The following is a 24,189-nucleotide window of genomic DNA, read 5'->3' as shown; positions in this document are numbered from 1 at the left end:
AAACTTCGACGGCGGCAATCTCACGGACGCGTCTGGCCCGAACCACGGATACGGTATTTGAAAGAGGTCAATTGCTCGACGCCTACCGGACCGCGGGCATGCATGCGCCCCGTCGCGATGCCGATCTCCGCTCCGAATCCGAACTCGCCGCCATCGGCGAATTGCGTCGAGGCATTATGCAGGACGATGGCTGAATCCACTTCGGCCAGGAAGCGTTCCGCCGCCTCATCGTCGTCGGTCACGATGGACTCCGTGTGGTGCGAGCTGTAGGTCTCAATATGATCGATCGCGGCCGACAGGCCATCCACCACCCGGACGGAGATGATCGCGTCGAGATATTCCGTCCGCCAATCCTCTTCGGTGGCGGGCGATACCCGTGCGTCAACCGTCTGAGCGGTTGCATCGCCCCGCACGGCGCAGCCGGCATCGAGCAGCATCATCACCAGGGGCTTCAGATGGGTTCCGGCACAGGCCCGGTCGACCAGAAGCGTCTCGGCCGAGCCGCAGATCCCGGTGCGGCGCATCTTGGCGTTGAGGACGATCCTCTCGGCCATGGCGAGATCGGCCTTCGCATGAACGAACACATGGCAGATGCCTTCGAGATGAGCGAAGACGGGAACCCGCGCCTCCTCCTGCACCCGGGCCACGAGGCTCTTGCCGCCACGCGGCACGATCACGTCGATATTGCCGTCCAGACCGGCGAGCATGGCCCCCACGGCAGCGCGGTCGCGAGTCGGCACGAGGCGGATCCCATCAGCGGGAAGGCCCACCTCCTCCAACCCCTCTCCCATCGCTTCGGCGATGGCCATGGAGGTTCGGAAGCTTTCCGACCCAGTCCGCAGGATCGCCGCGTTGCCGGCCTTGAGACACAGTGCTCCCGCATCGGCGGTCACGTTCGGCCGGCTTTCGAAGATCACGCCGACGACCCCTAAGGGCGTCGCGACGCGCTCGATCAGGAGCCCATTGGGCCGCTCGAACGCGGCGAGAACCCGCCCGACCGGGTCGGGCAGCGCGGCGATGCTCTCCACGGCTTTCGCAATCTCTTCCAGCCGCGCGGGATCGAGGGTGAGGCGATCGAGGAAGGCGGGCGTCTGCCCCCTCGCCCGAGCCGCAGCCAGATCCTCTCGGTTGGCAGCCAGGATCGCGTCGGCCCGAAGGCGAATTCGCCGGGCCATGGCCATCAACCCCGCCTCCTTCTCGGCAGCAGTGGCGGTGGCGAGACGGCGGGCCGCCTTGCGCGCCCGACGTCCCAACGCGTTGAGCAGGGCCGGGATGTCCTGCGCTCCAACCGAATCCGCAGCGGCGGCGTTGAGTCGGTCAGCGGGGTCGGCCCCGCTCACGATCAGAGTATCATCCATGTCCAAGCCTCGCGGACGATCCGCATCTCACCCTAAATCCATCGCGCGCTCGGCAAGCCGGGATCCCAGCCGCACCCTCTCTCCGAGCAAGGCCGGTCATGGGCTCACAGCCGAGCAGCGCATCGGCACGTCGGGATGGCATTACAAGAGCTGGATCGGCCCCTTCTACCTGCCCGATGTGAAACCGAAGGATTTCCTGTCCTTTTACGTTGAACATTTCAATACCACCGAGATCAACAATTCCTTTTACCGCCTGCCTACGGAAAGGGCCGTCAAGGCATGGCGCGAAAGCGCGCCGCGAGGCTTCCTGTTCGCCTGGAAGGCATCCCGCTTCATCACCCATCTCAAGCGACTGAAGGACGTCGAGGACAGCATCCGTTTGATTTTCGGCCGCATGGCTGGGCTCGGCCCGGCCTTCGGTCCCGTCCTGTTTCAGCTACCGCCGACCTTCCGGGCCGAATCGGAGAACCTTCAGAGGCTGGCGCGCTGCCTGAAGCATATCCCGGCGCATCGCCGATGCGTGGTCGAGTTCCGTCATCCGAGCTGGTACGAGGAGCCCGCCCTCGACCTGCTTCGCGACCATAACACGGCGCTCTGCATCTCGGATCACGAGGCTGCACCGGCCCCATGGGTCGCGACGGCCGATTTCGTCTATATCCGCGCCCACGGGACCGCGGGGCGCTATGCCGGGCACTACAGTCCCAACACGCTGCAGAGCTGGGCAAAGAAACTCGATCACTGGCGCCGGGAAAGGCGCGATACTTACGTCTACTTCGACAACGATGTGAAAAGCGCAGTTCCTCAGGATGCGCAGAAGCTCAAGGCGATTGTGGCCGCGTGACAAGACGCATGTTTCTTTGCCCCGTTGGTCGGAAGAAGTGCGTCGCGACAAGCCTCATGGCCAGCATCAATGGCAGCACGCCCCAGCTGCGGGGGCAGCGCCGCCGGTCCCAATGAATTAGTATTGACTAATTGATTAGTGTTCGCTAATTATTTCCCATGCATGAAGCAGCCAACATCAACAGCGTGATGCGCGCCCTTGCCGACCCGACCCGGCGAGCCGTGTTCGAGCGGTTGGTCGGCGCCGACGAAATTACAGTGGTCGAGCTGACGCGGGGAAGCGGCGTGACGCAGGGCGCCATCTCCCAGCATCTCAAGGCGCTGAAGCAGGCCGGCTTGGTCACCGAACGGCCCGAGGGCAGGAGGGTCTTTTATCGCGCCGAACCGGAGGGCCTTGCTCCCCTCTTCGATTGGATGAGCCACTACGGCGTCTTCTGGCGTGAGCGGTTCGCCAACCTCCGTACCCTTCTGAAAGAGATCGATCCATGAACGACGCCGTATTGAAATCCGACACGCAGGAGATCGTGATTGACGAACTCTTTCCGCATGCGCCGAAAACGATCTGGAGGACGCTGGTAGACGGCGAACTGATGGGCCGCTGGATGATGGCGCCGACAGGATTCAAGCCTATCACGGGCCAGCGCTTCACGTTCCAGACGAAGCCAGCCGGTGACTGGAACGGAACCATTCACTGCCAAGTGCTGGAGGTGATCCCGAACGAACGACTCGTCTATGCCTGGAAAGGCGGCCACGAGGCCAATGTCGGGTACGGCTCCCAATTGGACACAGTTGTCACCTGGACGCTTTCCAGGGCAGCAGGCGGAACACGGCTCCGCCTAGTCCATTCCGGCTTCGTCCTGCCCAGGAATGACACGGCTTACAAGAACATGAGCGAAGGCTGGAAGAAGGTTGTCCAAAACCTCGGTAATACCGCTGCCGAACAGGACTGACGCGACCGACAAGACGGCGGCCCGAGCCTGCCGCGGAACGCGAGGCGAGCGAACATGTTCGACGCCCTCGAACGCACCCTGGCTCGACAATACTTCAAAGGAGATGGAAAGACATGAGCGAGCCTTATACGGGAGGGTGCGCCTGTGGCGCGCTCCGCTACAAAATCTCAGCCGAACCGGTGATGATGGGCGATTGCCAGTGTCGCCAATGTCAGCGTGAGAGCGGCACTGGGCACGGATCTCATCTCACCTTCCCGCGCGCAGCTGTGGAGATCGAGGGCGAAGCGGCACACTGGAACTTGGTCAGCGACAACGGAACGGTCAAAACGCGCGCTTTCTGCCCTACTTGTGGATCACCGATCGCTATGACGTTTCCCGACATGCCGGACTATTTCGTCGTGCGCGCCGGAAGCCTCGACGACCCAAGCCGGTATAAGCCACAGATGGTTTTCTGGAGCGCTGCCAGTCAGCCCTGGGACCATATCGATCCAAACCTGCCGAAATTCGACAAGATGCCGCCTATGTGACCGCTGACTGCGGCCAGACGTCATTCCGCAGGCCGGATAGGGGGCCCTGACCCTACTCGGCCTGCAAGGCCATATCGTCCCGGTGAACCATCTCGGTCCGGCCCGGATAGCCGAGGATCGCTTCGATCTCGCGGCTGGGCCTGCCGATGATCCGCAAGGCATCCTCTGCATCGTAGGCGACGAGGCCGCGCCCCAGGATACGGGCCTCGTTACGAATGGTGACAGCGTCGCCCCGGGCGAAGATGCCTTCAATCCGACGAACGCCCACCGGCAGGAGACTCGCTCCGCCCTGAAGCGCGCGCGTCGCTCCATCGTCGACGTAAAGAATGCCGCGTGGCTCGAGTGCTCCCGCGATCCAGGTCTTGCGGGCCGTTGCGGGGTTGGAAGGGGTCAGGAACCAGGTGCAGCGCCCACCTTCAGCGACACATTTCAGCGGGTTCTTCGCGCGTCCATCCGCGATGATCATATGCGTGCCACCGGCGGCGGCGATCTTGCCTGCCTCGATCTTGGTACGCATGCCGCCGCGGGAGAGTTCGGAGGCCGCCCCGCCCGCCATCCCCTCGATGGCCGGCGTGATGCGGTCGACGACGGGAATATGCTGCGCGTCAGGATCGGATGCAGGCGGCGCCGTATAAAGCCCGTCGATATCGGAGAACAGAACCAGCAGATCGGCCCCGATCATGGTGGCGACACGGGCCGCCAGGCGGTCATTGTCGCCATAGCGGATCTCGCTCGTCGCCACCGTGTCGTTCTCATTGACGACCGGCACGGCCCGCATGTCGAGGAGCTTCAGGGTGGTCGCCCTGGCATTGAGATAGCGACGACGCTGCTCCGTATCGGCGAGCGTCACCAGGATCTGCCCGGCCGTTATCCCATGATGCGCCAGAACCTCGGACCATGTCCGTGCAAGGGCGATCTGCCCGACCGCCGCCGCCGCTTGGCTCTCCTCGAGGCGGAGAGGCCCTGGCGGTAATCCCAGCACCGTGCGGCCCATGGCAATGGCACCGGAGGAAACCACAAGCACGTCTGCCCCGCGAGCATGCAGGTCCGCGATATCCTCCGCCAGGGCGGCTAGCCAGGCATGGTTGAGGCGCCCCCGGGCACGATCGACGAGAAGTGAGGAGCCGACCTTGAGGACGATGCGGCGGAACTGGCGAAGGTCAAGACTCACGGACGCCATTCCTCCTGGGTCTCGACCACCTTTTCTGCGACCCTGGCCTCATCGATGATGGAGAGCAAGGCCTGCAGAACTTCCTGCACCCCCTGTCCGGACGCGGCGGAGACCACGTAAGGGGTTCGCTTGGCGGCGCGCTTCAGGCGTGCCAGCTGTTCTTTCAAGGTGTCGGGATCGAGAGCGTCGGTTTTGGAGAGAGCGACGATCTCGGGCTTGTCCGCCAAGCCGTGGCCATAGGCCTCGATCTCGTGCCGGACGGTCTTGTAGGCCTTACCCGCATGCTCGCTGGTTCCATCGACGAGATGCAGAAGCACACGACAGCGCTCCACATGGCTTAAGAATCGGTCGCCGAGACCGACGCCTTCGGATGCGCCCTCGATGAGACCCGGAATGTCGGCCAACACGAATTCCCGGTTGTAGGCCCGCACGACGCCAAGGCCCGGGTGCAACGTGGTGAAAGGATAATCGGCGATCTTCGGTTTCGCAGCCGTCACGGTCGCAAGGAACGTTGACTTGCCGGCATTGGGCAGCCCGACGAGGCCGGCATCCGCGATCAGCTTGAGACGCAGGATGATCCAGCGCTCCTCCCCCTCCTGGCCGGGATTGGCACGACGGGGGGCGCGATTGGTGGAGGTGGTGAAATAGGCATTGCCGAAGCCGCCATTGCCGCCCTTGGCCAGAAGCACTTTCTGGCCGACCTCGGTCATGTCGGCGATCACCGTTTCGCCGTCCTCATCGAGGATTTCGGTGCCGGCCGGCACCTTGAGGATCACGTCGTGCCCCTTACCACCGGCACGGTTCTTCCCCATGCCGTGATCGCCCTTCTTGGCCTTGAAGTGCTGCTGATAGCGGTAGTCGATGAGGGTGTTGAGACCCTCGACGCATTCAGCCCAGACGTCTCCGCCGCGTCCGCCGTCGCCCCCGTCGGGCCCGCCGAACTCGATGAATTTTTCACGGCGAAACGACACGCAACCGGCGCCGCCGTCGCCTGAGCGGATATAGATCTTGGCTTGGTCGAGAAATTTCATAATCCGCTCCCTTTACGGGACTGGAGCATTTTTCGCAAAAGCGTATCCCGTTCTGCGGTGAAAAAATGCGACCGTCTACATCCATCGTGCGGGGGCAACGCGCACAAGGCGTCGAGCGCTCCCAGTTCATCCGGGAGCGCTCGACGGACTTAGCTTGCCAGCGAAAGTTCCGACCCCGCCTCGGGCGAAACCGGCTCGCGGACGAGGCCTGTATGGCCCCAGCTCTTCAGGCTTTCCCAGGCCCGCCGGTCGAGACGAAAATGATCGGCCGGGTAGAACCCGCCCCGGGCCTGGAGTTCCGCAAGGCCGGAGCCCTGATAGGCAAAGCCGCACTTCTCCAGCACACGGCGGGAGGCCGGGTTGATCACCCGAGTCGATGCCCTCAGCTCGCTTTCATGGCCGTAGGCGAAGAAGGCATCGATGAGGGCCCGCGCTGCCTCGGTGGCATAGCCCTGCCCCCAGAACGGGATGCCGAGCCAGTAACCGAGACTGGGACAACCGTCCTCCGGGCTTGGGCCGATGCCCACGAGCCCGATCAGATTGTTCGGCTTGCCTTTTGGCGTGATGGCGAGCTGCAGGCTGAGGCCATCCGCATTGGACTGCCGGGCCTGGAAGATAAATCGCTCCGCCGTCTCCGGTGCGTATGGATGCGGAATTCGAGCCGTCATCTCCGCGACAGCTTTCTCACCGGCAAGGCGTACGATCGCTTGGGCATCCGCAAGGCGGGGCCAGCGCAGCCACAGGCGGCGGGTTTCCAGGCGGAAAACATCGTCACGGGTGAGGTCGGGAAACATAGTCGTGCTCCGATCCGGTCGGGCCCTTTCTGAGCCCTGAAATGACGAAGGGGAGGTGGACATCCCACCTCCCCTGTCGATCTCGGATCTTCTGGAGCTTGGCCCTTTTAGGCCTTTTCGGGAGCTACCTGGATCCGCCGGGTCGGTGTGATGCCGGCGGGAGCTCCTTCGTTTTGCTCTCGCCGTTTATTCTGCGGCCTCTTGGGCCGGGACGACCGATACGAAAGCTCGGCCTTGTTTCGTAAGGAATCGGACTCGGCCATTGGCCGTGGCAAAGAGGGTATGATCCTTGCCCATGCCGACATTGACGCCCGCGTGCCACTTCGTGCCGCGCTGACGAATAATAATGTTGCCCGCTACGACCTGTTGATCGCCGAACTTCTTGACGCCCAGACGACGGCCATCGGAGTCGCGACCGTTACGAGACGAGCCGCCTGCTTTTTTGTGAGCCATGGGTTACTCCCGTGTTCTGTCTTTCGAAGCCGCGATTATTCGGCGGCCGGCGCAGCGTCTTCAGCCGCAGCCTTGGTGGTCTTCTTCTTTGCCGCAGCCTTCTTAGGCTTCTCGCCCTGACCCAGGATCTCGGTGATCCGGATCACGGTATAGTCCTGGCGATGCCCGCGCTTGCGGCGCGAATTCTGGCGACGACGCTTCTTGAAGGCGATGACCTTCTCGCCGCGCGTCTGTTCGACGACCTCGCCCGCCACGGTGGCGCCCTCGATGAGGGGCGCGCCAACCTGGGTGCCGTTGTCGTTCGTGACCATCAGAACTTGGTCGAACGTGACGGCGGCGCCCGGCTCGCCCGCGAGCTTGGCGACGGTGATGACGTCATTGGCGGCAACGCGATACTGCTTGCCGCCGGTCTTGATCACTGCGAACATCTTTCGATCCTCGTGTTCAAACCCGGCTCTCCGCGGGAGACCCGCGCGGCCGGCTTTTTGGCAGTTCCGGCTTCAAACCACGACAGGCACGAGGCCCGTCGCAACGAAAAAGCGCGGGCATACGTCCCCACGCTCCAGGGAGCCTCTCCTAGGGGAGGATCCTTGCCATGTCAATCAAATCCATCGATTTAAGTGCTTGTGAAGACAAAAAACGCATGATATCCACCCGGCCTCAACCAGCGGGCCTTACGGCTTTCGCCCTCCGGAGAGGTGGCAGAGTGGTTGAATGCACCGCACTCGAAATGCGGCATACGGGCAACCGTATCGGGAGTTCGAATCTCCCCCTCTCCGCCATTTATCTCTACTAATGACTTAGTATCTAAGAGAGATTTCTGTTCCCATAGCGGTCTTCCCCACCGCCTTCCCCATCCAGCGTTCTCGGTCCTTGCCGAAGCCCTCGGAGGCCGCAGGGGCACAGTACCCAATAGAAGGGTAGAGCCTGTCCACAACGGCGCAGCGACACTTGTCCCGTGAGCCGGTTAACTCATAAGGTTGCGCTCGTTTAGGTATAAAGGCTTATCGATGCCGACCAAGCGCGTTCGTGTTCACTATCGCCGTTTCCACCGAAGTTCAGAGCCGCTGATTGCCGAGACGCTCTCCCTGTCGGTTGCACAGGCGCTACAGCATAAAGTCGACGGCGTGCCGTTGGATACAGCAGCCAAGCTTCGGACTTACCCAGATCCAGATTACGGGAGCATTTTGCTCAATGGTCGAAAGGCGACCAGGACCGGCGATGTTTATGGGGAGTTGGTCCGCTTCCGCGAGGACACTCATATCCCGCTCCTTATGCAAAATGCCTCCAACGTGGCCGAGCTTGAGGTCCGAGAACTTGTAAAGCCCAACGATGCCGAAGTCCTACGTGGCATGAGCTTCTTTTTGATCCGAGGCGATCACGTCCTGATTGTCGAACAGGATCTGACCACGAGTGTCTTAGAGCGGTACCTTTATTGGCTTCTCTGCGAGAGAACCCAAATTGCGACCAGAAATGGAAAAGTTCAGCTTCTGCGCGAAGTCCTGCTCGACGACAGCGCACACATCCTCAAGGATGTGAACTCAATCAACCTGCGGCCTCCGCCTGTCAGTCTGGACGACCTCAGATTGGACCCCGAAGGCAGTTTCTCGGTGCGAGCGACAGGAGAAAGCCCAACAGACGTGTGGGGCGTTCTTCAAGCCGCGCATTTCGATACCGGCGTCATTGAGAAGATTGCCGGCGACTACGGAGCAACGATTGAAATTAATCTTAGCGTTTCCTTGAAAACCGGCCGGAAGAAGCTAACCCTTAAGGGAGATGAGGCCCTCGCCATGCTCCGGCATATCCCTGATGAGGAGTTAGTCCTTAAAGGAAGCGGGATGCAGAGAAACCGTGGGAGGCTTGAACGTCTTAGCGTTGAGGCCGATATTGAACATAGAGGGAACATCCTGATTCGGAGCGAGGCTTGGCGGGCTCTGCAAACAGCAGCGACCTCCTATAGGGACGCGGGATTAATCGAATGAGACGCCTACGCCTCACGGGATGGGAAACGATTGTAGCCTTGGCCGCAGGTATTACCTCGGCCATCTTCATGCCGAGCGACTTCTACAATGATGGTATTGCTGAGATTGTGACAGTGATCGGCTTTCTCATGGCCGCTTTCATTCCAGCAATGGTCCTGGGCGCAACCGCACTTCGGGCAGGCAATTTCAGTGTAAAGCGCCTTCGCTCGATTTCCGGAGCAATCGACCGGCAAATTGCGGTCTTCGGAGGCCTATTTCTCTATGCCCTCATGGCATGTGTGATAGCTGTCATGGGCAAACTTTTAAAATGGACACTTCCGGCACTTTCGACAGGGCGGGAATTGGTGCCTACGATCCCACTCGGACAGCTCCTTCCGGCAGCACTTACCTACGCTCTCGTTCTGCTAATCCTGCGTTCAATCAGAGTTATTGCTGCGGTACGAAGCATTCTTCATCTCTCGACGACAATTGCGGAGGATGAGGCTCGGGCGCGTGACAAGCCTGCGACAGATGCCGCCGTGGACGAACTCGACGATTACCAAATGCCCCCTGGCTATGGCTCACGAATTGAACTGCCCCATTAAATATGTCCTGCCTCTTGTGACCGGCGAAAATTTGAGCGTTGGGTGCGTCCCTAATTGGATGGGATAGGTTGCCTGCTGAAGCAGTCAAGAGTCGAGACTGGAAAGACGCAGCCAGCCAAACTTACTCAATATGAGCAACCAATGTCAGAATGGCAGAGTGTCTGTTGTGGGGAATGCTTGACACCGAGCGCGCTCGTCCTCTGATATTGCCCACGATGCTGTTGCGTCTGCCAAATCCCGGCACAGGTTATGAAAATCAGCTCTCGCAACTCTAACCAGCTCTTCATCCCGATAGGCGCTGTCATATGTCAGAGCGACCGTAAGAAACTCCTTCTCTGATAACTTTGCATCACGTTGGAACACGGCGAGCGTCACAGTCTTTGTAGAATGAAGAGTAATTCCTCCAATCTTCTTCGGCTCAATCGAAACCAGCCGAATTTGCTCTTCAGAAATCATCGTCATCCCGCGCTTCCTTGATTCTTCACTCATGGAAGAATGCACAACTGCCGTAGGACTTGCGGCCGACTTTAACGTCAATCCACACTATCCACAGCGTTGGCCCGAGCGCCCTAAGTCCGCACAATGTAAGCGGTGTCTGATAGCCGCGAAATGTTGCACTCGTGCAACGAGATTCATCCCGAGACCTGTCGAAACCCTACCGCAAAATCGTCAAACTGATACGCGGGCTCTCACCCGTGCTTCTCTTTTGGACAAGCGCGTAGGCCACAGGTGGCTGATTGCTAAGCATCTGCTAGGACTGCAAGGATCGTACGTTGAAAACAAGGTCAGGATCTTCGCCATACACGCCGATGCTCTGTCGAATTCGGCTGCCCTATTTCCTCGGTGCGCGCTTCGCTAGGATCCAAATATGCGTGTCAAGTCCGGTCTTTGAGTGTTGAATGTGATCGAAATAGACCTTCCAGCCGATGATTGCCCTGCCAGAATTATACCGCGTCATCAAACCGTTACGGGCATTGTCAGTAATTTCCACTCCATGAACATAAGCTCGATGCTTTTTGCGCGCGTATTGGCCCCAAAACTCAGGATCGGCATCACTAGCCTGAGCCCCGTAGATCGTAGAGCGGTCAGACATATTCTCGCTTTTCACCATTGACCTGACCGTTGCTGCTCAAGATGCGGGTACAGATTCTGGCCTTTAGCTATGGCGTCAGCACCTTCGGCCGAGCCACCACACCATCTAGGAGATCCAGCTAACCTAGTAGCACCACCACTTTTTGCCCCGAGTTCCGGAGTGCTTAGGCGAGTTGTTCGCGACCGCAGGGATCAACCACGCTCTAGCAGTGGCTGAAAAAGGTTGCACAAATCAGCGTCATCGAACTGGTCTGGCTCTTTTTTTGGGCCGGTTAGGACAGGCGCTTCTGCCACAGAGGTTTCTTCCTGCAGTTCGGCCATACGCTCTTCGACGACAGACACCGCGCTTTTCAACTGAGTGGCACCGATGCCTGCCCTTGGCCCTAACTTTTGTAATATGCTGATGTAATCACCAAGAGTCGACTCCGAGTCGATATTCTCTACGACCGAGCTTACATACTCAAACTCCTCGCGGATTGCGTTTCTTACCGCGTCCAAAACTTCGGAACTCAATGTGTCGGGCGAGTCTTCAATAGCGTCCGAGAGCGTACTAAGGTCATCGGAAGACATGCTATTGTTGACCATCAGACAAAGGCCGTCCTCAAGGGTTTCTATAAGCGCCTCACGCAGCGGGAAGTTTTCATAATACCACTCCGCCCTCAGCCTGCCGATCAACTCGACTAGCTTTTCGCTATCTCGCCAAGAGCTAAACAACTGTCGTGTACCAATATCGAGTGGGTTCTTTGCTATCTCAAGCGCGCGTTCGGTAAACCAACCGTCCCCGCTAGCGTCCCACCACTCAAGCAACAGTTCGATGCGATCACCATTTGATGTATCCGCCACTTGGTATGAATCGTCATTCGATTTAGCGCGCTTCCACGTGGGTAACTGACCGAAGCGGGATGCAATGCTCTTGAAGAGCAGCGCGAGTTCTCGCTTCTGCTCCGGATCAATCGCCAGGCTCCCCGCCTTGATCCATACAGCCTTCGCCCAGCTGATTGTCTGTGCAGCGTTAGCGCAATCGCATAGTAGATTGTAGTCAGCGACGTAGCCGTCCATATAGTCACGGAAAGACGGGTTGATGTAGTTGACTGATGTATCGCGGATTGCAATGAAGCTGCCTTCGAGTATCCGGACAGCTTCTTCGAAATCCTTTGGATCACGAACATTTCCATACTTTTTACAAAAATGCTGATGAAGCGCTTCAAAGACCTTTTGGAGCTCGGTGATTTCAACGCCATATTGCGAGCAAAAAAACATCGCCACAAGGAGGTGGCGACATTTCTCCGGAATGTGCGTCCTATAAGCGGTATCCCAGAGCCGCTGCGGATTGGCGAGCGCGGCCAGGAAGGCGTCTGGGTACTGTTCAGGAGCGATTTCGGATAAGTGGATTGTTTCCGTCATCCACTCGACCACTCGGGGATTGTAATTCCTATGATCGACAATCGATGGCAACTTTCCGCTCTGAATGAGCGTTCGGATGTAAGGCGGCGGCGTGCGCGCTACTAGTAAGTGATTGTAGAGAATGCGGGCGCGGATGCGTCTCGTATAGACACCAAGGTCGAGCACATACTTACTAATGTCGATGCGCTGATCCGCCAGATGCTCCGAAACGCGACGAGCCTCTTCGAAAATGTAAGCTCGTGTCGTCAGGATGAACCGCGCGTTCGGAGAATTTCGGACACGCTTCATGAACCGGGCAAGGTCCGAATCCTTGGCGGCTAGTGCGCCCGCGTCCAAGGCAATCTTGCCTAGAAAATCATCAAACAGGAATACCTGCTTCTTGGTATCGATAATGGCAGCAAAGCCATCATCGAGGCTTCGGATAGCGACGAGCTCCCATTTGTCACTGATGTAGGCGAAGGAGAGCATCTCAGCCAGGGTCGTTTTTCCGACCCCTGGTGGCCCGGATATGATGAGGACGTGCTGTTTCTCCAGAATGGACCTAGACTCTGTGAAGCTCGGGTTATGGGCATAGACGCCCACCTTGGCCTCGATTTCCTCACGGGTGATGGAATTGAAAGTGTGGGCCGCCGCGTGAACAAGCCTATCGAGAACTGTTGAACTGGAGAGCCACAGCTTGAAGTGGGCGCGCTCGATCTCCGGATAGTTTCGAAGGAGGGCATTGAGGTCTCCAGGGCCGAAAATATCGTCCTCGGCCTTAAGCGATGGGCCGATCAACGCCGCAAGCACTCTCTTGTTCGGAGGCGTAAGCCGACGAGAAGTCGCGAGAATGTAGCGAGCGGGCGTCAACTGGTCGATTGCCTTTCTTTCTCGCTTCATTGCAGACTTGAGTGTGGAGAAGGGAGAACCGACGAGGTGCTTGGCCTGGATGATAGTCGTCTTTTCGCCGCGAGCGTGACGGCCATCGATTCCGCCGTCTGGACCAGCGGCGAATGCTTCAAACCGGATGCCGATTTCGCGCCCGATGAGCTCACGGACGATATCCTCAAAGTCGGCAGGAGATAGGCTGGTGAAATCGTAGTTCATGCGTCAGACTAATGTCCCAGATATCAGAATATATGTCCTCCGTTGCCCTGTGCGACGGGCTAAGCAATGATATCCACAGGTGCGGTGTCGAACCGATTAGCGAATAAGTTGAGCTGGAGCCGCACTTTGGAACGAGAGCTACCGAGGAGGCACAGCCTCAGGAGCTGCGATGGCGGGAAAACATATCGATGAGTTAGTTGGACCCTCAGCGGCGTGTTGGGTGGACAAGAGCGATAGCGATCCCTTCCTCTTCCACGAGCCTGTGTCATCGCCCAGATGGTCCGGGCCACACCTTGAGCCACACCTTGACCCGACTCCCGTCAGCATCACCGCTGTCCGCGAGAGTAGCGCTTAATCGCTCTCGTTCTGGAGCTCACCACGGCCAACATTGTGCCCGCCGGCGCCTCCCTACCTCAAGGAACCGAAATGCCGCTCACAGCGCCTTCTGTGAGTCTGGTGTGCCGATTGAAGTGAGGCTGATGCTCATGCGGGGCGACGGTTCGCAAGCGACATGGGACGAGCGGCCAAGGATCGCCTAGTCACAGAAACCGAGTCAAAAAGAAGCGCCTCATCTGGGCACTGAAGGTTCAGTCTCGCTCAGGCAAGATTGGAGCCCCCTGAGTGTAACATATATCTCTGAATTAGCCTCCTGATCGACTGCCTGAAGTCAGGGATGGAAGAGGTAATATAGTGGATTGCGAAAATCAGGCTGGCCTTCGCGCTTGTGTCGCTCCGCCACGAGCTGCCACCTTTGACGTGGGGCGAAGCCGTCGGGCTGATCGCTACAGGCCTTCCCTTTGCTTACTGCGCAGCTTGATCAGCCCTCACAATCCGCTCGCAAGTCCAGCTAAGGATTATCCGAAGCATTCACGCGCCCTCGGGGCCATGCACCGTGAGCTGGTCAAGGACGAAGAGTTTCGGGACCAGTACGCGCGGGCGCGGGAGACCCGCCTTCTGAGAGGGAAACAAGGACTAACCGAATTTTCGGAGGCCATAAAAAGGGGAAGGTGCTCGCCGATGCCAATGTCGCCGAGCGCCTCTACAGCCGTACCGTCGGCCGCCGTTGTGAGAGAGCAGCGAATCTTCAGAGGCAGTCAAGTGCCTTTGCGCGCTCTCGGAACGTGAGCTGTCGAGGAGGAATTTTGCGACCAGTACGCGCGTGCGAGGGAAATCCGCCGTCTAAGAGTGGAGGAAAGGCCACTCGGAGTTTTTTCAACGCCAAAAAGGCGACAATCACGCTAGTTGTTACCGGACAATCGCTTTCGCTCCGGAGCCTGCCGGAGGCATATCTCTGCTCAGCTGGCTTTCTATGCATGGAGGCCTGAAATACCGCCGCAATCGAAAGACCCTCCAATGGTACTCTGGAACGTCTTCTTTGTGCGAACAGCTCCTTTTTGCGCATCAATGCTTCGAGCTGGCGAGCGACCGCTCGAACGGATTCATGTCGGGCGAGCAAATCGACACGTTATAGCGGAAACAATCCGACTGTTTAGATCCCCTGAGTGCCTACCACCTTGCGCGTGTCCAAATTATCGAACTCGGCCATCTCCCCGAGGAGAGTTCTGAGACCAGCCTGCTCGACATAGTCGGTCGGCCTATGTCGCCAACCATCGGACCGCTCAGTACCAAACTGCTAGCGCGCAAACCGACCGTGGGGATTGCAATCTTCTAGTAGTCCCAGGATCTGTTGGCATTTCCAGGAGGCCGCTTTCAAGTACTGAATCTGCAAAGTCTTTATCTAGACAATCATAGCCTGATTCGGCATTTATTCATCTCTGGGCTGTGGCTGGGGGATGTGCAAATGATTGCAGATATTAGATCCGTCATTGAGTCTGGCGACCTGCCCGATGACAAAGCCAACGCGATTGGCTTCCTCCTTGAAGATGAAAATCGTTTTACCTCGCAAGAAGGACAATACTGGGACTTTAAGCACGAGTGGCCCTTTTCATACTCAGATAACTATTTTGGTGGCATCGCACGGCTCATATGTGCCTTCGCAAACTCTGGCGGTGGAATGATCATCTTTGGGGTTCACGATGGAACGAGATTGCCTGGGCATAACAAAGTTATTCCTAATGTTGACCGGCTTCAGAAGGCGCTCGATCAACTACTCACGGAACAGGTAACTATCTCGCTGCGTCGGTACGAAACCGGAACTCCGACGGCGGTCGATGTGCTTCTCGTGCACCCTCTGAAATCTTCCACACTTCCGACCCGATTTAAGAAAGACATTGGCCCATATAAGGCACGTACTATCTGGGTCAGACAAGGTCATGAAGTAATCATTGCAGAACCCAAGCACGTTCCCCTGCTTTATTGCCGCAGCGATCCGACCCAAGACAATCTTGAAAGTGATTTAACTCTTGGCGGCCTCCTTCCTCCCAGCTCTGCAACTGTCAAGAAATTTGTAGGACGGCTAGACACAATTGACCGAATATTCGGATGGCTAAAGCACTCGGATGAGCCACGGACCTTCTTGTATGGAAAGGGTGGCTCAGGAAAGACCACAATAGCTTATCAAATCGCCAAGGTTTTGAAGTCTAATGGAGCAGGTTTTGTCATCAGTGATGGCGAAGCTCTCGACAACGTGATTTTTGTTAGCTCAAAACAAAAGACGCTCAATACTGTTACCGGGACGCAAAGCGACTTTGTAGGACTTGACTTCAGCACCGACCGGGAACTGTACCAAGCAATTCTTTCGCTGGGAAATTGGACCTCAGCCGACCTGAGTGAACTTTCACTCAACGAACTCAAGGAAGAGATCAGATCATTTTTTGATACGGCATCAAATTTCGTCGTTATCGATGACATCGACACATTAACGACCAAGGGGCAGGAAGCTGGTTTTGATTTCTTATACGGAGTGCTCTGGAGAGCGAAGCGGAAATCAAAGATCCTCTATACCTTGAGGAATGCGCCCTCGCACTCACTCGCGAATGCTATTGAGGTTCCCGGACTTTCTCGTAGAGGTGAATTCGAAGAGTTCGTTACTGTTTGCTGCGCGCAGTTCCGGGTAAATGAGCCAGATCCAGTGTTTAGAGATAACAAGCTCGCAATCGTTTCAGAGCAACGGCCGCTAGTCATAGAGAGCATAATAGCCTTAAGGCGCAACTCCGGGAATTATGACAGAGCTATTCAGCTATTTGAGGAATCAAGTGGCGACGACGTTCGGCGGTATGTATTTCAACGAGAATGGGATGCTTTACCAGCGGACAACTATGGACGCTATGTGCTCGCAATTTTATCTCTATATGGAGAACCTTTGAGCTTTGCCGACCTAGCTGCACTAACTCGATATGATGAAAGTCGCATAACTGATGCGATTGCAGATATCCGTGAGATGTTTCTCCGCCTTAACGAAGTTGGTTCCGAAACCACTTATGAGGTTGGCAATCTGACTCGCGCATTTGTCGCAGAGGAGTCTAAGAAGCTCGATCACTACGCAGCCATACGTGAGCGAGTGGAGAAATATAAAAAGAGCATTTATCCAGAGAATCCTCTTCTAACCCGACTCCGCGACAAAATCGAAGGCCTCATCGAACGTAGTCATAAACAACGCGAACCGGCGGCCACAAGCGAAGCATGGAAGCTCGCATCAGATAGAAATCTGTCGCCAAAAATTTCAGAAGATCCAAGATTTCTCTCGTTACAAGGCTATGTCGCAGCGAAGCAAGTTCCACCAAAGCTTGATGACGCGCGGCGTTTTTTCAACAATGCGTTTCTTATGAAAAGCGAGCCTGAGATCCACCATCTTCGAAGTTGGTTTAATGCAGAACGCCATTCTGGGTTCGGAACAGCTGAATGTATTAAGATTGCGAACTTTGTACAAAGCGGCAGAAGATATAGCGACGCTGAGAAGATCGAGTTTCTATCGAAAAGAGCAATCGTTCAGTTTGTCGCGGGTCGAGATATGCGCTTCTCTGACCCAGGGAAAGCTGTCGAGCACCTCAGGGCCGCCCTAAAAGGGCATTTATCCTGTCTATATCAAGCTACGAGATCAGAGTCGATTAGGCTTGAGAAGTTCGAGGAGTATAGCAGAAACACCGCTTATGTTCTTTTTGATATGCTCACATTACCAAGCGTAACAGAAGACTTCTTTCAACTTTTGCAAGAGCTTCAAAATGAGCGCAACATTGTACTAGACCCCTTGGAAGGGCCACTCGGACGAGCGCTTGGGTTTATCGGAGAAACGCGAGGCAACAAGGCAGATCTGAACAGACTTCGTGGCCGACTCGATAATGGGTTTCGAGGAATTGAAACAAACAGCCTATGGCAGGACAGTTCCGCAGGAAAGCGCATTAGTCACGTAGTTGAAAAGCTTCGTACCAAACTTGCAAACAGGGTCTAATTTCGTATTCGACTTTGCTTGTCTGGAAGCTGCGTCCATCAGCAGGCGTTTCTCAGCGATGCGCCTTCTTAACCCTCGCCAAGAGCTTTTGGGCTACATTATGAGTCCGGGCAAAGTCATGTATGCCTGCGTCTCTGCCTTGTGAAGAGCGAGCGACCCCCCTGCCGCAAACACGCTCAAACTTGATTCAGACAGATTGAACTTGTCAGTTGTTTCCCGACTGTCAGGATTTTTCGGCAAACAGCGCTATGGCGGATCAAAGGCACCCACAGATAGCATTCCTCATACGTCGAAATGAGCGGCGCAGAACTAACGCACCAAGTGGCGCGAACAGCTCTCCAGGCATCACCCTCACATGGTAGATTATATGTGTACCTGTGGTGACACCGTGAGAGGCATCGGAGCACGCATCACGGTCCTATGAGAGGGACCGTGAGCGGTAATTTTCTTTCGCGGAGAGCAGAACTGACCCTGCGGTGACACCGTCAGTATCTCCAGTGACACCGCTTATAAATTTTTCCTTGTCAGGAGGATGCCAGTTCGTAAAGGCTTTTGATGCGCGCTCGCCAGTGCGGTGACAGTCATAGATTGTCAGGCGATACTCGGCAGCATGACGCGACTTCCGATTAAAATGCCCTTGCTGCATGCAGCGAATGAAGCCTTTCTGCTCTAAGTCGATGAAGGCTCGCGCCGCCGTATTTTTGGAACAGCCAACCCGTTTAGCAGCATCTCGCGCCGACAACGCCAGCCAGCCATTGTTGCCGCCGTTATAGATGGTCGCCAGTTCGATATAGACGCTCCGCGCGACCGGCGAGAGCGAGTGCCAAGCGTCGGTGCGCAGCATATAATACGGCAGAGACACATAACGCTCCTTTATTGTGCTCCGGCCTTTTTGGTTGTGACGTTTCGGCATCTGGATGCCTCATGGCAGTCCTGATTAGATCAAGGACGCCCTTCTTGATGATTAAAAAGGGAAATGGCCGGAGCCCGAACCCCGGCCATCGGCTGTCTCTGACGCTTAGGAGGCGCGATCCGTCAGAAAGAGGTCACGCTGCACGGCGCTTCTCCCCAGCGCGGACCACCTTGCGAATCTCGACCGTGCCGTGCAGCACGTAGCGCGCATGAGTGCCCGCATACGCCCCAGCGTGCTTCTCGGTGATGGTCTCGATAACAACGCCCTTCTGGCGGAGCACGAAGACATAGTGACTCCAACGGGGCGCAGGCTGCTCGATAGGCGTGCAGCCCTTCTCGTCGGCATGGATCAGCTCGAAGAGCGTCCAGGCGTAGCGGCCGACGAACTTGCGCTCGGAGCCGCCGTCAATCGAAACGTGAAGCTCAACGACATCGTTGGCGCTCATTCGCTCATCTCCAGGAAAAGGCCGGCAAGCTCCGCAACTGCGCGCGCCAGCGGCACGGAGAGGCCGTGCCGTTGCGCGAGCTTGGTGATGATGCGGGGCTCGGTGGGGTCAATGGAGGGGGCCGAGCAGTAGGCCGCTCGGCTCTGGAAGGGCGGCTTGCGGGAAGGCAAAGCTCCGCCCTTGCGGCACAAGGCCGGTATGGTAGGCTTCAACATTGTCAATAACCTTATGCCCGGCTTCCAGCCGGGCTTTTCTTTGCGCTACTGTGCAGTCGCCTTCACAGCCGGAAGGGAGTCGAGCCACGACTGGCGGTCGTGCTCCAGCACGATGGTGCGGCGTCCGAGTTTCTTGGCGCGGAGGCGGCCGCTGGCAATCGCCTCATAGACGATGCTGCGTCCGCAGCCAGATTTCTTGGCGGTTTCCCGAACCGAGAGACCGACAAATTCGGGAGTTTGATCCTTGGTCGTCAAGGAGCCCTCCTTTGATCCGGGACAGCTCCCGACAGCACGTCACGGGACTGCCCGGACGCCTGGCGACATTGGGCCGATTAGGACGGATCATCATCAGCGAACAGGTGCATTCATCAGGGTATTAGAATGCGAGGAACTACGTCCTACTTGGCGCGTCGTAGTGCTCTTACTTCAGCAATCGCTTTGAGCACCGTCCTGTCTTTGAGGCGATGCTTGTCGCCAATCTCACCTCGAACCCTTTTCCAAAGACCTCGCGAATTATGACCGTCTCTTATCAGACTCTCATAACGCTCGATGGCTTCATTCCCCACCCAGATGAGGTTCATCATTGCCTCATCGGCTGCAACCGGGTTTCCGGCCCTGCGCCTCCGGAAAACCAACTGCCAGTCAGGATCGCCATTCAATCCTGGATCAAGCATCCTTGCGAGTCGCTGGATTGTTGTCGAATTGGGGCCCGGCGTGCGATTCAGGTAGTCGGACAGGGTTGCCATGTCGCCCTGTCCAGCAAGACGCAGGATCGTCTCGTGATCGGGTACAGGCGAGAGCGCAAGGTATTCAGCGATGGTTGCTTCGTCCCCCGCTTCAAGGGCTATATCCACCTTAGCCAGCGGAACAATCCGATGCCTTCTCAGGAGGGCCTGATATTCATCGTCGCTGAGGTGCGAGAACTGCTCTTCAAGCTGCTTTTCGCGGCTTTTTCTCATGAGCCTACTCCTGTGCTATGCCGCTTGAGCACAACCACCGGTGCTTCGGATATTGGCCCACAGAAGCGCGCCCAGGCGTCCATGAGCCGCCGTCGCTTTTCCAGGGCGTCCCCACGTCGGTAAGCGCGCTCGATTGCGTCGCCCACAAGGTGAGCGAGTGCCGCTTCGGCAATCTCGCGCGGGAACGACGTGCGTTCGCCTGCCCAGTCGCGAAACGCGCTGCGGAATCCGTGAACCGTCGCATCAACCTTCATGCGGCGCAGCACCATCTCCAACGCCATCGCCGAGAGCGGCTTCTCTCGCTTCATGCCAGGAAATACGAAGGCGTTCAGGCGCACTTGCTCCAGCTCGCGCAGGATCTCGACGCTTCGCGCCGAGAGCGGCACGCGGTGTTCGCGCCCGGCCTTCATGCGCTCTCTCGGCACGGTCCAGAGGCCGCGCTCAAGGTCGATTTCGTCCCAGCGCGCGCCTAGCACCTCGCCCGAGCGGGCTGCCGTCAGAATGGCGAACTCCAGCGCGCGCGCAGCGACACCCTCCTGTTGCCGCAGGACAGCCATGAAGTCAGGCACGTCGGTGAAAGGCAGGGCCTTGTGATGGCCGCGCGTCAGCTTGGCGCGCTTGGGTAGGATCGCATCAAGATGGCCACGCCAGCGGGCCGGATTCTCGCCTGACCTCTGTCCCCGTGCCTGCGCGAAGTCGAAAACGCGCTCGATGCGACCCCGCAGGCGTGAGGCGGTCTCAGGCTTCGTCGTCCAAAGAGGCATCAGAACGTTGAGGACATCCTCGGTTGCCACTGCATCGATCAGCTTTTCCCGCAGCGGCGCGCAGTAGGTCGTCAGGGTCATCACCCATTGGGCGCGATGCTTCTCGTTGCGCCAAGAGGAGGACATACTTTTGATAAGCGCGTCCGCCGCCTCGCCAAAGGTCATCACCTTGGGGCGGGCACGCGCGGCAATGGGATCTAAGCCGTCAACAAGCTTCTGGCGGGCATCGGCCGCCCGCTGGCGTGCCTTCGCGAGCGGAACGTCACGGAGCGGGCCAAGGCCCATCTCGCGGCGCTTGCCTGCCACTTTCCACATGAACACCCACGAGCGCGCACCGCTCGGCGAGATGGAGAGATAGAGCCCGCCGCCATCTGAGTGCCGCCCTGGCCTGTCCAGTGTGGCGACCGTCCTGGCGCTCAGTTTGTGGAGCCTGTTCATGACCGCATCCCCACCGCCTTCCCCACCGGGTACGCTGGATTGTAGCGCACAAGCGTGGACAGCAGCAGACGTTAAGCGGCTGAAAAGGCGAGGCTTTACGACGCATGACGGATATCAACGGACGTGTGCAACCGGGTCTGCGGCGGACCCCCTCTCCGCCATTCCAACTTGAAAATGCGCGAATTACCTGGTCGCCTGGTTCAATGTCCCGGCCACGCTTGTCCTCATAACATAATAAGCTTGAGGCGAATCGCTTGTGCCACCGCATCGGTTCTGCCGGTGGCGTCGAGCTTTGCTGCGATCGACGCGACATGAAACTTGGCCGTATGGATCGAAATGCCGAGCCGCCGCGCAATCAGCTTGTTGGACGCTCCCTCTGCCAGCAGACGCAGGACCTCGACTTCCCGGGTCGTGAGGAGACCGTCCTCCCTTGACGGGTCCGCATCTCCACTGTCCGCCATGGATACATTCTGGTCCGCAAGCCCCTGAGGCACGATCGTAAAGCCGCGAACGACGGCCTCCATGGCGATCACAAGATCAGTGGCAGAACAGTCTTCCGGCAGGATACCGGCGACTCCCGCCTCTCGTGCTGCGAAAGTCTCCGGCTGGGATCCGAGGAAGATTGTTGGCACTGGAACATCGGATGGAAGATGGTCTGTGATCAGGACATCGGGCCTGTCCGGCGCATGCAGGATCACGATTTCCGTCTTCTGGGCCAGCATCGCGGCGATCCGCCGGGCAAGATCGGGATTGTCGATGAGGAGCGCGGCGCGGCGCACCAACCTGCCTTCTCCCGTCCGGCGTTCGTTTTTCACGGATGCGGCCGCTCCTGGATGTGAGCCGTGAGCGCGATCCGCTCGCCAGCGCGCAGAACTCCCAGCTCGACAGGCTGGCCGACGCTCTCTGCTCCAAGAAGCGCATATAAGCCGCGGATCGATCGCAGCGGCTGCTTGTTCCATGCGATGAGGACATCACCTTGCCGGAGACCTGCGTTGTCCCCTGGAGCTCCAGGATCCACGCTCACGACCATAAGGCTTCGAGGCTCTTCAAGCCCGACTGCCGCGGCAATCGCTTCGTCAACCCGCAGCGGCTGAACACCGACCCCGAGATATCCACGTGCGATGCGGCCATGATCGCGCAACTGCCGAACAACCCGCTCAATGGTCTCCGACGGAATGACGAGGACACGCCCCCGTGGCCCGAGCGCTATCATTCCGAATACGCGCCCTTCCGCATCGATCGCGGCAGCCCCCTCGAGATGAGGATCGGGGCGAACATCCAAGTGAATAAGCCGATCGATCGTGCCCCCACGCAAGCTTCGCCAGGAGCCACCCGCCAGAGCCACGATGCCAAGCATCGCCGCCAATCCTTCCCGTCGCCGACCTGCGACAATGGCCAGATGGCCAACCTGAATGGCATCCGTCGATGTTACCGAAAGCTCACCGGCAACTGATCTCGTCTCGGTCCGAAGCAGCGCAATGTCCGTGCTTGGATCTCGACCGACCAGGGTGGCAGCATGCTGTGCACCATCCGCATCGACGATCGTAAGATCCTCATCCGCCTCTAGCGCTTCTTCCGCAGCGACGACGAACCCAGGCTGCCAGAGAATACCGGTCGACGAGCCACGCCTTCCACCGTGAATCGTCACAAGTCTGGTAGAAACGGCGCCGATGAGGCTCGCAAGACGATCCGAAACGGCGCCAAGTGAAGGAACGGACGACGAAGCTGTCATGAGATGCCTCCGTGATGCTTGGGCCATTCTGTTCGCGACCGCATCGTCGCGGTACTGTCCAGGTGGCTAGGTCGAGCCGCCAGCTTGGCCGCACGCCTGCAGGACGTGTGGAAGATCGAGCAGACGTCCGCTATTGAACCCGGCGCTCTCGTCCGTAGAGCAGAAGCATTAGGATGATGACGACGCCGTAGATGATCTGGCGGCCAGCCTCCTCGATCTGCATCACGGAAAGGATCGATTGGAGGAGTGTGATGAGAATGACGCCGGCGATCGTGCCGAGGTAAGTTCCCCGTCCACCAAGGATTGATGTTCCACCGAGAACGACGGCGGCGATGGCCGGAAGCAGATAGGCATCGCCCATGCCTTGTGCAGCCTTGCTGGCATAGCCAGCAAGAAGCACACCGCCGAAGGCGGAAAGCCCGCCCGAAAGGGCGAAGGCGAGCATGACGATTCTTTGTGACCTGACGCCCGACAAATAAACGGCGCGCTCCGAATTCCCGATGCCGTAGACAGCACGGCCGAAGACAGTGCGGGAGAGCAGGAATGTCGCCCCGCCACCCACAGCGGCCCAGACAAGAAGGGCATTCGGAATGCCGAGCAGGCTGTTTCCCGTCGCAAGGAAACGCATTGCGAAGGACGATGCATCCTGGGGAGAAAATCCGCCTGTGTGAACAACCATCAACCCTTGTGCCACGGCGTTGACGGCGAGAGTGATGATCATCGAGGGGATTCGAAGATAGGCAACCGCGAATCCATTCACGAGGCCGAATGCGACGCCGCACAGGACACCGAACGGAATGGCGAGAACTTCTCCCATCGGACTCCGCCATCCGACGATCGCCGTCGACATCATTCCTCCGACGGCCACCAACCATGGAATGGAAAGGTCTATCTGTCCCAACAGGATGACAATCATCGCACCCGTCGCGATGATTCCCAGAAAGGACGCGACCTTGAGTTGCTGAAGCAGGAACGCGGGCGATATGAAACTCGTGGAATAGAAGCTTCCGAACAACAGCAGAGCGGCGATGCAGCCGAACGCAATGGCGACTGCGGGATCGATATGTCGAATGAGAGATTTGGCAAATATCGACATTGCAGAA

General features: G+C 57.9%; 24 protein-coding genes, 1 tRNA gene and 1 pseudogene. 8 read left to right on the top strand and 18 right to left on the bottom strand.

Features of this window, described 5'->3' with window-relative positions; genetic code table 11:
- Window positions 1-20: 20 nt before the first annotated feature.
- Window positions 21-1,358: a glutamate-5-semialdehyde dehydrogenase gene (locus K9B37_RS23360; RefSeq protein ID WP_224316041.1), complete on the bottom strand. Its 1,338-nt coding sequence runs from the start codon at window positions 1,356-1,358 to the stop codon at window positions 21-23.
- Between K9B37_RS23360 and K9B37_RS23355 the strand changes: the two genes are divergently transcribed.
- The 4 genes from K9B37_RS23355 to K9B37_RS23340 all read left to right on the top strand — a co-directional run bounded on the left by K9B37_RS23355 (window position 1,357) and on the right by K9B37_RS23340 (window position 3,675).
- The gene (locus K9B37_RS23355) at window positions 1,357-2,199 is read left to right on the top strand and encodes a DUF72 domain-containing protein (protein WP_224316039.1); all 843 of its coding nucleotides are present in this window, start codon (window positions 1,357-1,359) and stop codon (window positions 2,197-2,199) included. The genes K9B37_RS23360 and K9B37_RS23355 overlap by 2 nt on opposite strands.
- 158 nt (window positions 2,200-2,357) lie before the next feature.
- Window positions 2,358-2,687, top strand: coding sequence for an ArsR/SmtB family transcription factor (locus K9B37_RS23350; protein WP_224316038.1), 330 nt, complete (start codon window positions 2,358-2,360; stop codon window positions 2,685-2,687).
- On the top strand, window positions 2,684-3,148 hold the full coding sequence (locus K9B37_RS23345) for an SRPBCC family protein (RefSeq protein WP_224316036.1): 465 nt from the start codon (window positions 2,684-2,686) through the stop codon (window positions 3,146-3,148). Before K9B37_RS23350 ends, K9B37_RS23345 begins: the two co-directional genes overlap by 4 nt.
- 113 nt (window positions 3,149-3,261) lie before the next feature.
- Window positions 3,262-3,675 carry a GFA family protein gene (locus K9B37_RS23340; RefSeq protein ID WP_224316034.1) on the top strand — a complete coding sequence of 138 codons (414 nt, stop codon included), beginning with the start codon at window positions 3,262-3,264 and terminating at the stop codon, window positions 3,673-3,675.
- 52 nt (window positions 3,676-3,727) lie between these two features.
- On the opposite strand, the gene proB is transcribed toward K9B37_RS23340, so the two are convergent.
- From proB to rplU, 5 genes are all read right to left on the bottom strand, one after another.
- Window positions 3,728-4,846, bottom strand: coding sequence for a glutamate 5-kinase (proB, locus tag K9B37_RS23335; RefSeq protein ID WP_439651784.1), 1,119 nt, complete (start codon window positions 4,844-4,846; stop codon window positions 3,728-3,730).
- Window positions 4,843-5,877, bottom strand: a complete 1,035-nt coding sequence (gene obgE / locus K9B37_RS23330; protein WP_224316030.1) for a GTPase ObgE — start codon at window positions 5,875-5,877, stop codon at window positions 4,843-4,845. The genes proB and obgE overlap by 4 nt, the downstream gene beginning before the upstream one ends.
- A gap of 149 nt (window positions 5,878-6,026) precedes the next feature.
- Window positions 6,027-6,671 carry a GNAT family N-acetyltransferase gene (locus K9B37_RS23325; RefSeq protein ID WP_224316028.1) on the bottom strand — a complete coding sequence of 215 codons (645 nt, stop codon included), beginning with the start codon at window positions 6,669-6,671 and terminating at the stop codon, window positions 6,027-6,029.
- Window positions 6,672-6,857: 186 nt separating this feature from the next.
- Window positions 6,858-7,124 carry a 50S ribosomal protein L27 gene (gene rpmA / locus K9B37_RS23320; RefSeq protein WP_109599731.1) on the bottom strand — a complete coding sequence of 89 codons (267 nt, stop codon included), beginning with the start codon at window positions 7,122-7,124 and terminating at the stop codon, window positions 6,858-6,860.
- Window positions 7,125-7,159: 35 nt separating this feature from the next.
- Window positions 7,160-7,552, bottom strand: a complete 393-nt coding sequence (gene rplU / locus K9B37_RS23315; RefSeq protein ID WP_224316026.1) for a 50S ribosomal protein L21 — start codon at window positions 7,550-7,552, stop codon at window positions 7,160-7,162.
- Between the two features lie 264 nt (window positions 7,553-7,816).
- On the opposite strand from rplU, the gene K9B37_RS23310 reads away from it, so the two are divergent.
- The 3 genes from K9B37_RS23310 (at window position 7,817) to K9B37_RS23300 (ending at window position 9,690) form a co-directional block, all read left to right on the top strand.
- Window positions 7,817-7,906, top strand: a tRNA-Ser gene (locus K9B37_RS23310).
- 228 nt (window positions 7,907-8,134) lie between these two features.
- Entirely contained in the window at window positions 8,135-9,106 is a 972-nt protein-coding gene (locus tag K9B37_RS23305) for a hypothetical protein (protein ID WP_224316024.1), read from the top strand.
- A complete protein-coding gene (locus K9B37_RS23300) occupies window positions 9,103-9,690 on the top strand; it encodes a hypothetical protein (protein WP_224316022.1) in 588 nt (195 codons plus the stop codon). Before K9B37_RS23305 ends, K9B37_RS23300 begins: the two co-directional genes overlap by 4 nt.
- Window positions 9,691-9,834: 144 nt before the next feature.
- On the opposite strand, the gene K9B37_RS23295 is transcribed toward K9B37_RS23300, so the two are convergent.
- The 3 genes and pseudogenes from K9B37_RS23295 to K9B37_RS25085 form a co-directional block, all read right to left on the bottom strand.
- Entirely contained in the window at window positions 9,835-10,152 is a 318-nt protein-coding gene (locus K9B37_RS23295; protein ID WP_224316021.1) for a hypothetical protein, read from the bottom strand.
- A 370-nt stretch (window positions 10,153-10,522) separates the two neighbouring features.
- Window positions 10,523-10,801: a terminase small subunit-like protein gene (locus K9B37_RS25025; RefSeq protein WP_369414417.1), complete on the bottom strand. Its 279-nt coding sequence runs from the start codon at window positions 10,799-10,801 to the stop codon at window positions 10,523-10,525.
- 1,550 nt (window positions 10,802-12,351) lie between these two features.
- A pseudogene (locus tag K9B37_RS25085) lies at window positions 12,352-13,272 on the bottom strand (nSTAND3 domain-containing NTPase); the annotation flags it as partial.
- Between the two features lie 1,801 nt (window positions 13,273-15,073).
- On the opposite strand from K9B37_RS25085, the gene K9B37_RS23285 reads away from it, so the two are divergent.
- On the top strand, window positions 15,074-17,620 hold the full coding sequence (locus tag K9B37_RS23285; RefSeq protein ID WP_224316017.1) for an RNA-binding domain-containing protein: 2,547 nt from the start codon (window positions 15,074-15,076) through the stop codon (window positions 17,618-17,620).
- Window positions 17,621-18,038: 418 nt separating this feature from the next.
- Here the strand turns inward: K9B37_RS23285 and K9B37_RS23280 are convergent, their stop codons facing one another.
- The 9 genes from K9B37_RS23280 to K9B37_RS23240 form a co-directional block, all read right to left on the bottom strand.
- Window positions 18,039-18,533, bottom strand: coding sequence for a helix-turn-helix domain-containing protein (locus K9B37_RS23280; RefSeq protein ID WP_224316015.1), 495 nt, complete (start codon window positions 18,531-18,533; stop codon window positions 18,039-18,041).
- 133 nt (window positions 18,534-18,666) lie between these two features.
- On the bottom strand, window positions 18,667-18,978 hold the full coding sequence (locus K9B37_RS23275; RefSeq protein WP_224316014.1) for a winged helix domain-containing protein: 312 nt from the start codon (window positions 18,976-18,978) through the stop codon (window positions 18,667-18,669).
- Window positions 18,975-19,193, bottom strand: a complete 219-nt coding sequence (locus K9B37_RS23270) for a hypothetical protein (RefSeq protein ID WP_224316006.1) — start codon at window positions 19,191-19,193, stop codon at window positions 18,975-18,977. Before K9B37_RS23270 ends, K9B37_RS23275 begins: the two co-directional genes overlap by 4 nt.
- Before the next feature lie 45 nt (window positions 19,194-19,238).
- Window positions 19,239-19,448 (bottom strand): MerR family transcriptional regulator, encoded by a 210-nt coding sequence (locus K9B37_RS23265; protein WP_224316004.1) that lies wholly within the window; start codon window positions 19,446-19,448, stop codon window positions 19,239-19,241.
- Window positions 19,449-19,591: 143 nt separating this feature from the next.
- Window positions 19,592-20,152, bottom strand: a complete 561-nt coding sequence (locus tag K9B37_RS23260) for a hypothetical protein (RefSeq protein ID WP_224316002.1) — start codon at window positions 20,150-20,152, stop codon at window positions 19,592-19,594.
- Window positions 20,149-21,354 carry a tyrosine-type recombinase/integrase gene (locus tag K9B37_RS23255; RefSeq protein WP_224316000.1) on the bottom strand — a complete coding sequence of 402 codons (1,206 nt, stop codon included), beginning with the start codon at window positions 21,352-21,354 and terminating at the stop codon, window positions 20,149-20,151. Before K9B37_RS23255 ends, K9B37_RS23260 begins: the two co-directional genes overlap by 4 nt.
- 224 nt (window positions 21,355-21,578) lie before the next feature.
- Entirely contained in the window at window positions 21,579-21,878 is a 300-nt protein-coding gene (locus tag K9B37_RS25080) for a response regulator transcription factor (protein ID WP_439651785.1), read from the bottom strand.
- Between the two features lie 287 nt (window positions 21,879-22,165).
- On the bottom strand, window positions 22,166-23,086 hold the full coding sequence (locus K9B37_RS23245; RefSeq protein WP_224315997.1) for a S1C family serine protease: 921 nt from the start codon (window positions 23,084-23,086) through the stop codon (window positions 22,166-22,168).
- Window positions 23,087-23,216: 130 nt separating this feature from the next.
- Entirely contained in the window at window positions 23,217-24,182 is a 966-nt protein-coding gene (locus K9B37_RS23240) for an ABC transporter permease (RefSeq protein ID WP_224315995.1), read from the bottom strand.
- Window positions 24,183-24,189 lie beyond the last annotated feature (7 nt).

It is taken from the genome of Microvirga puerhi, assembly GCF_020089865.1.
GTDB lineage: Bacteria > Pseudomonadota > Alphaproteobacteria > Rhizobiales > Beijerinckiaceae > Microvirga > Microvirga puerhi.
Note: the sequence above shows the minus strand (reverse complement) of the source record. Positions and strands in the feature narration are given on the sequence as shown.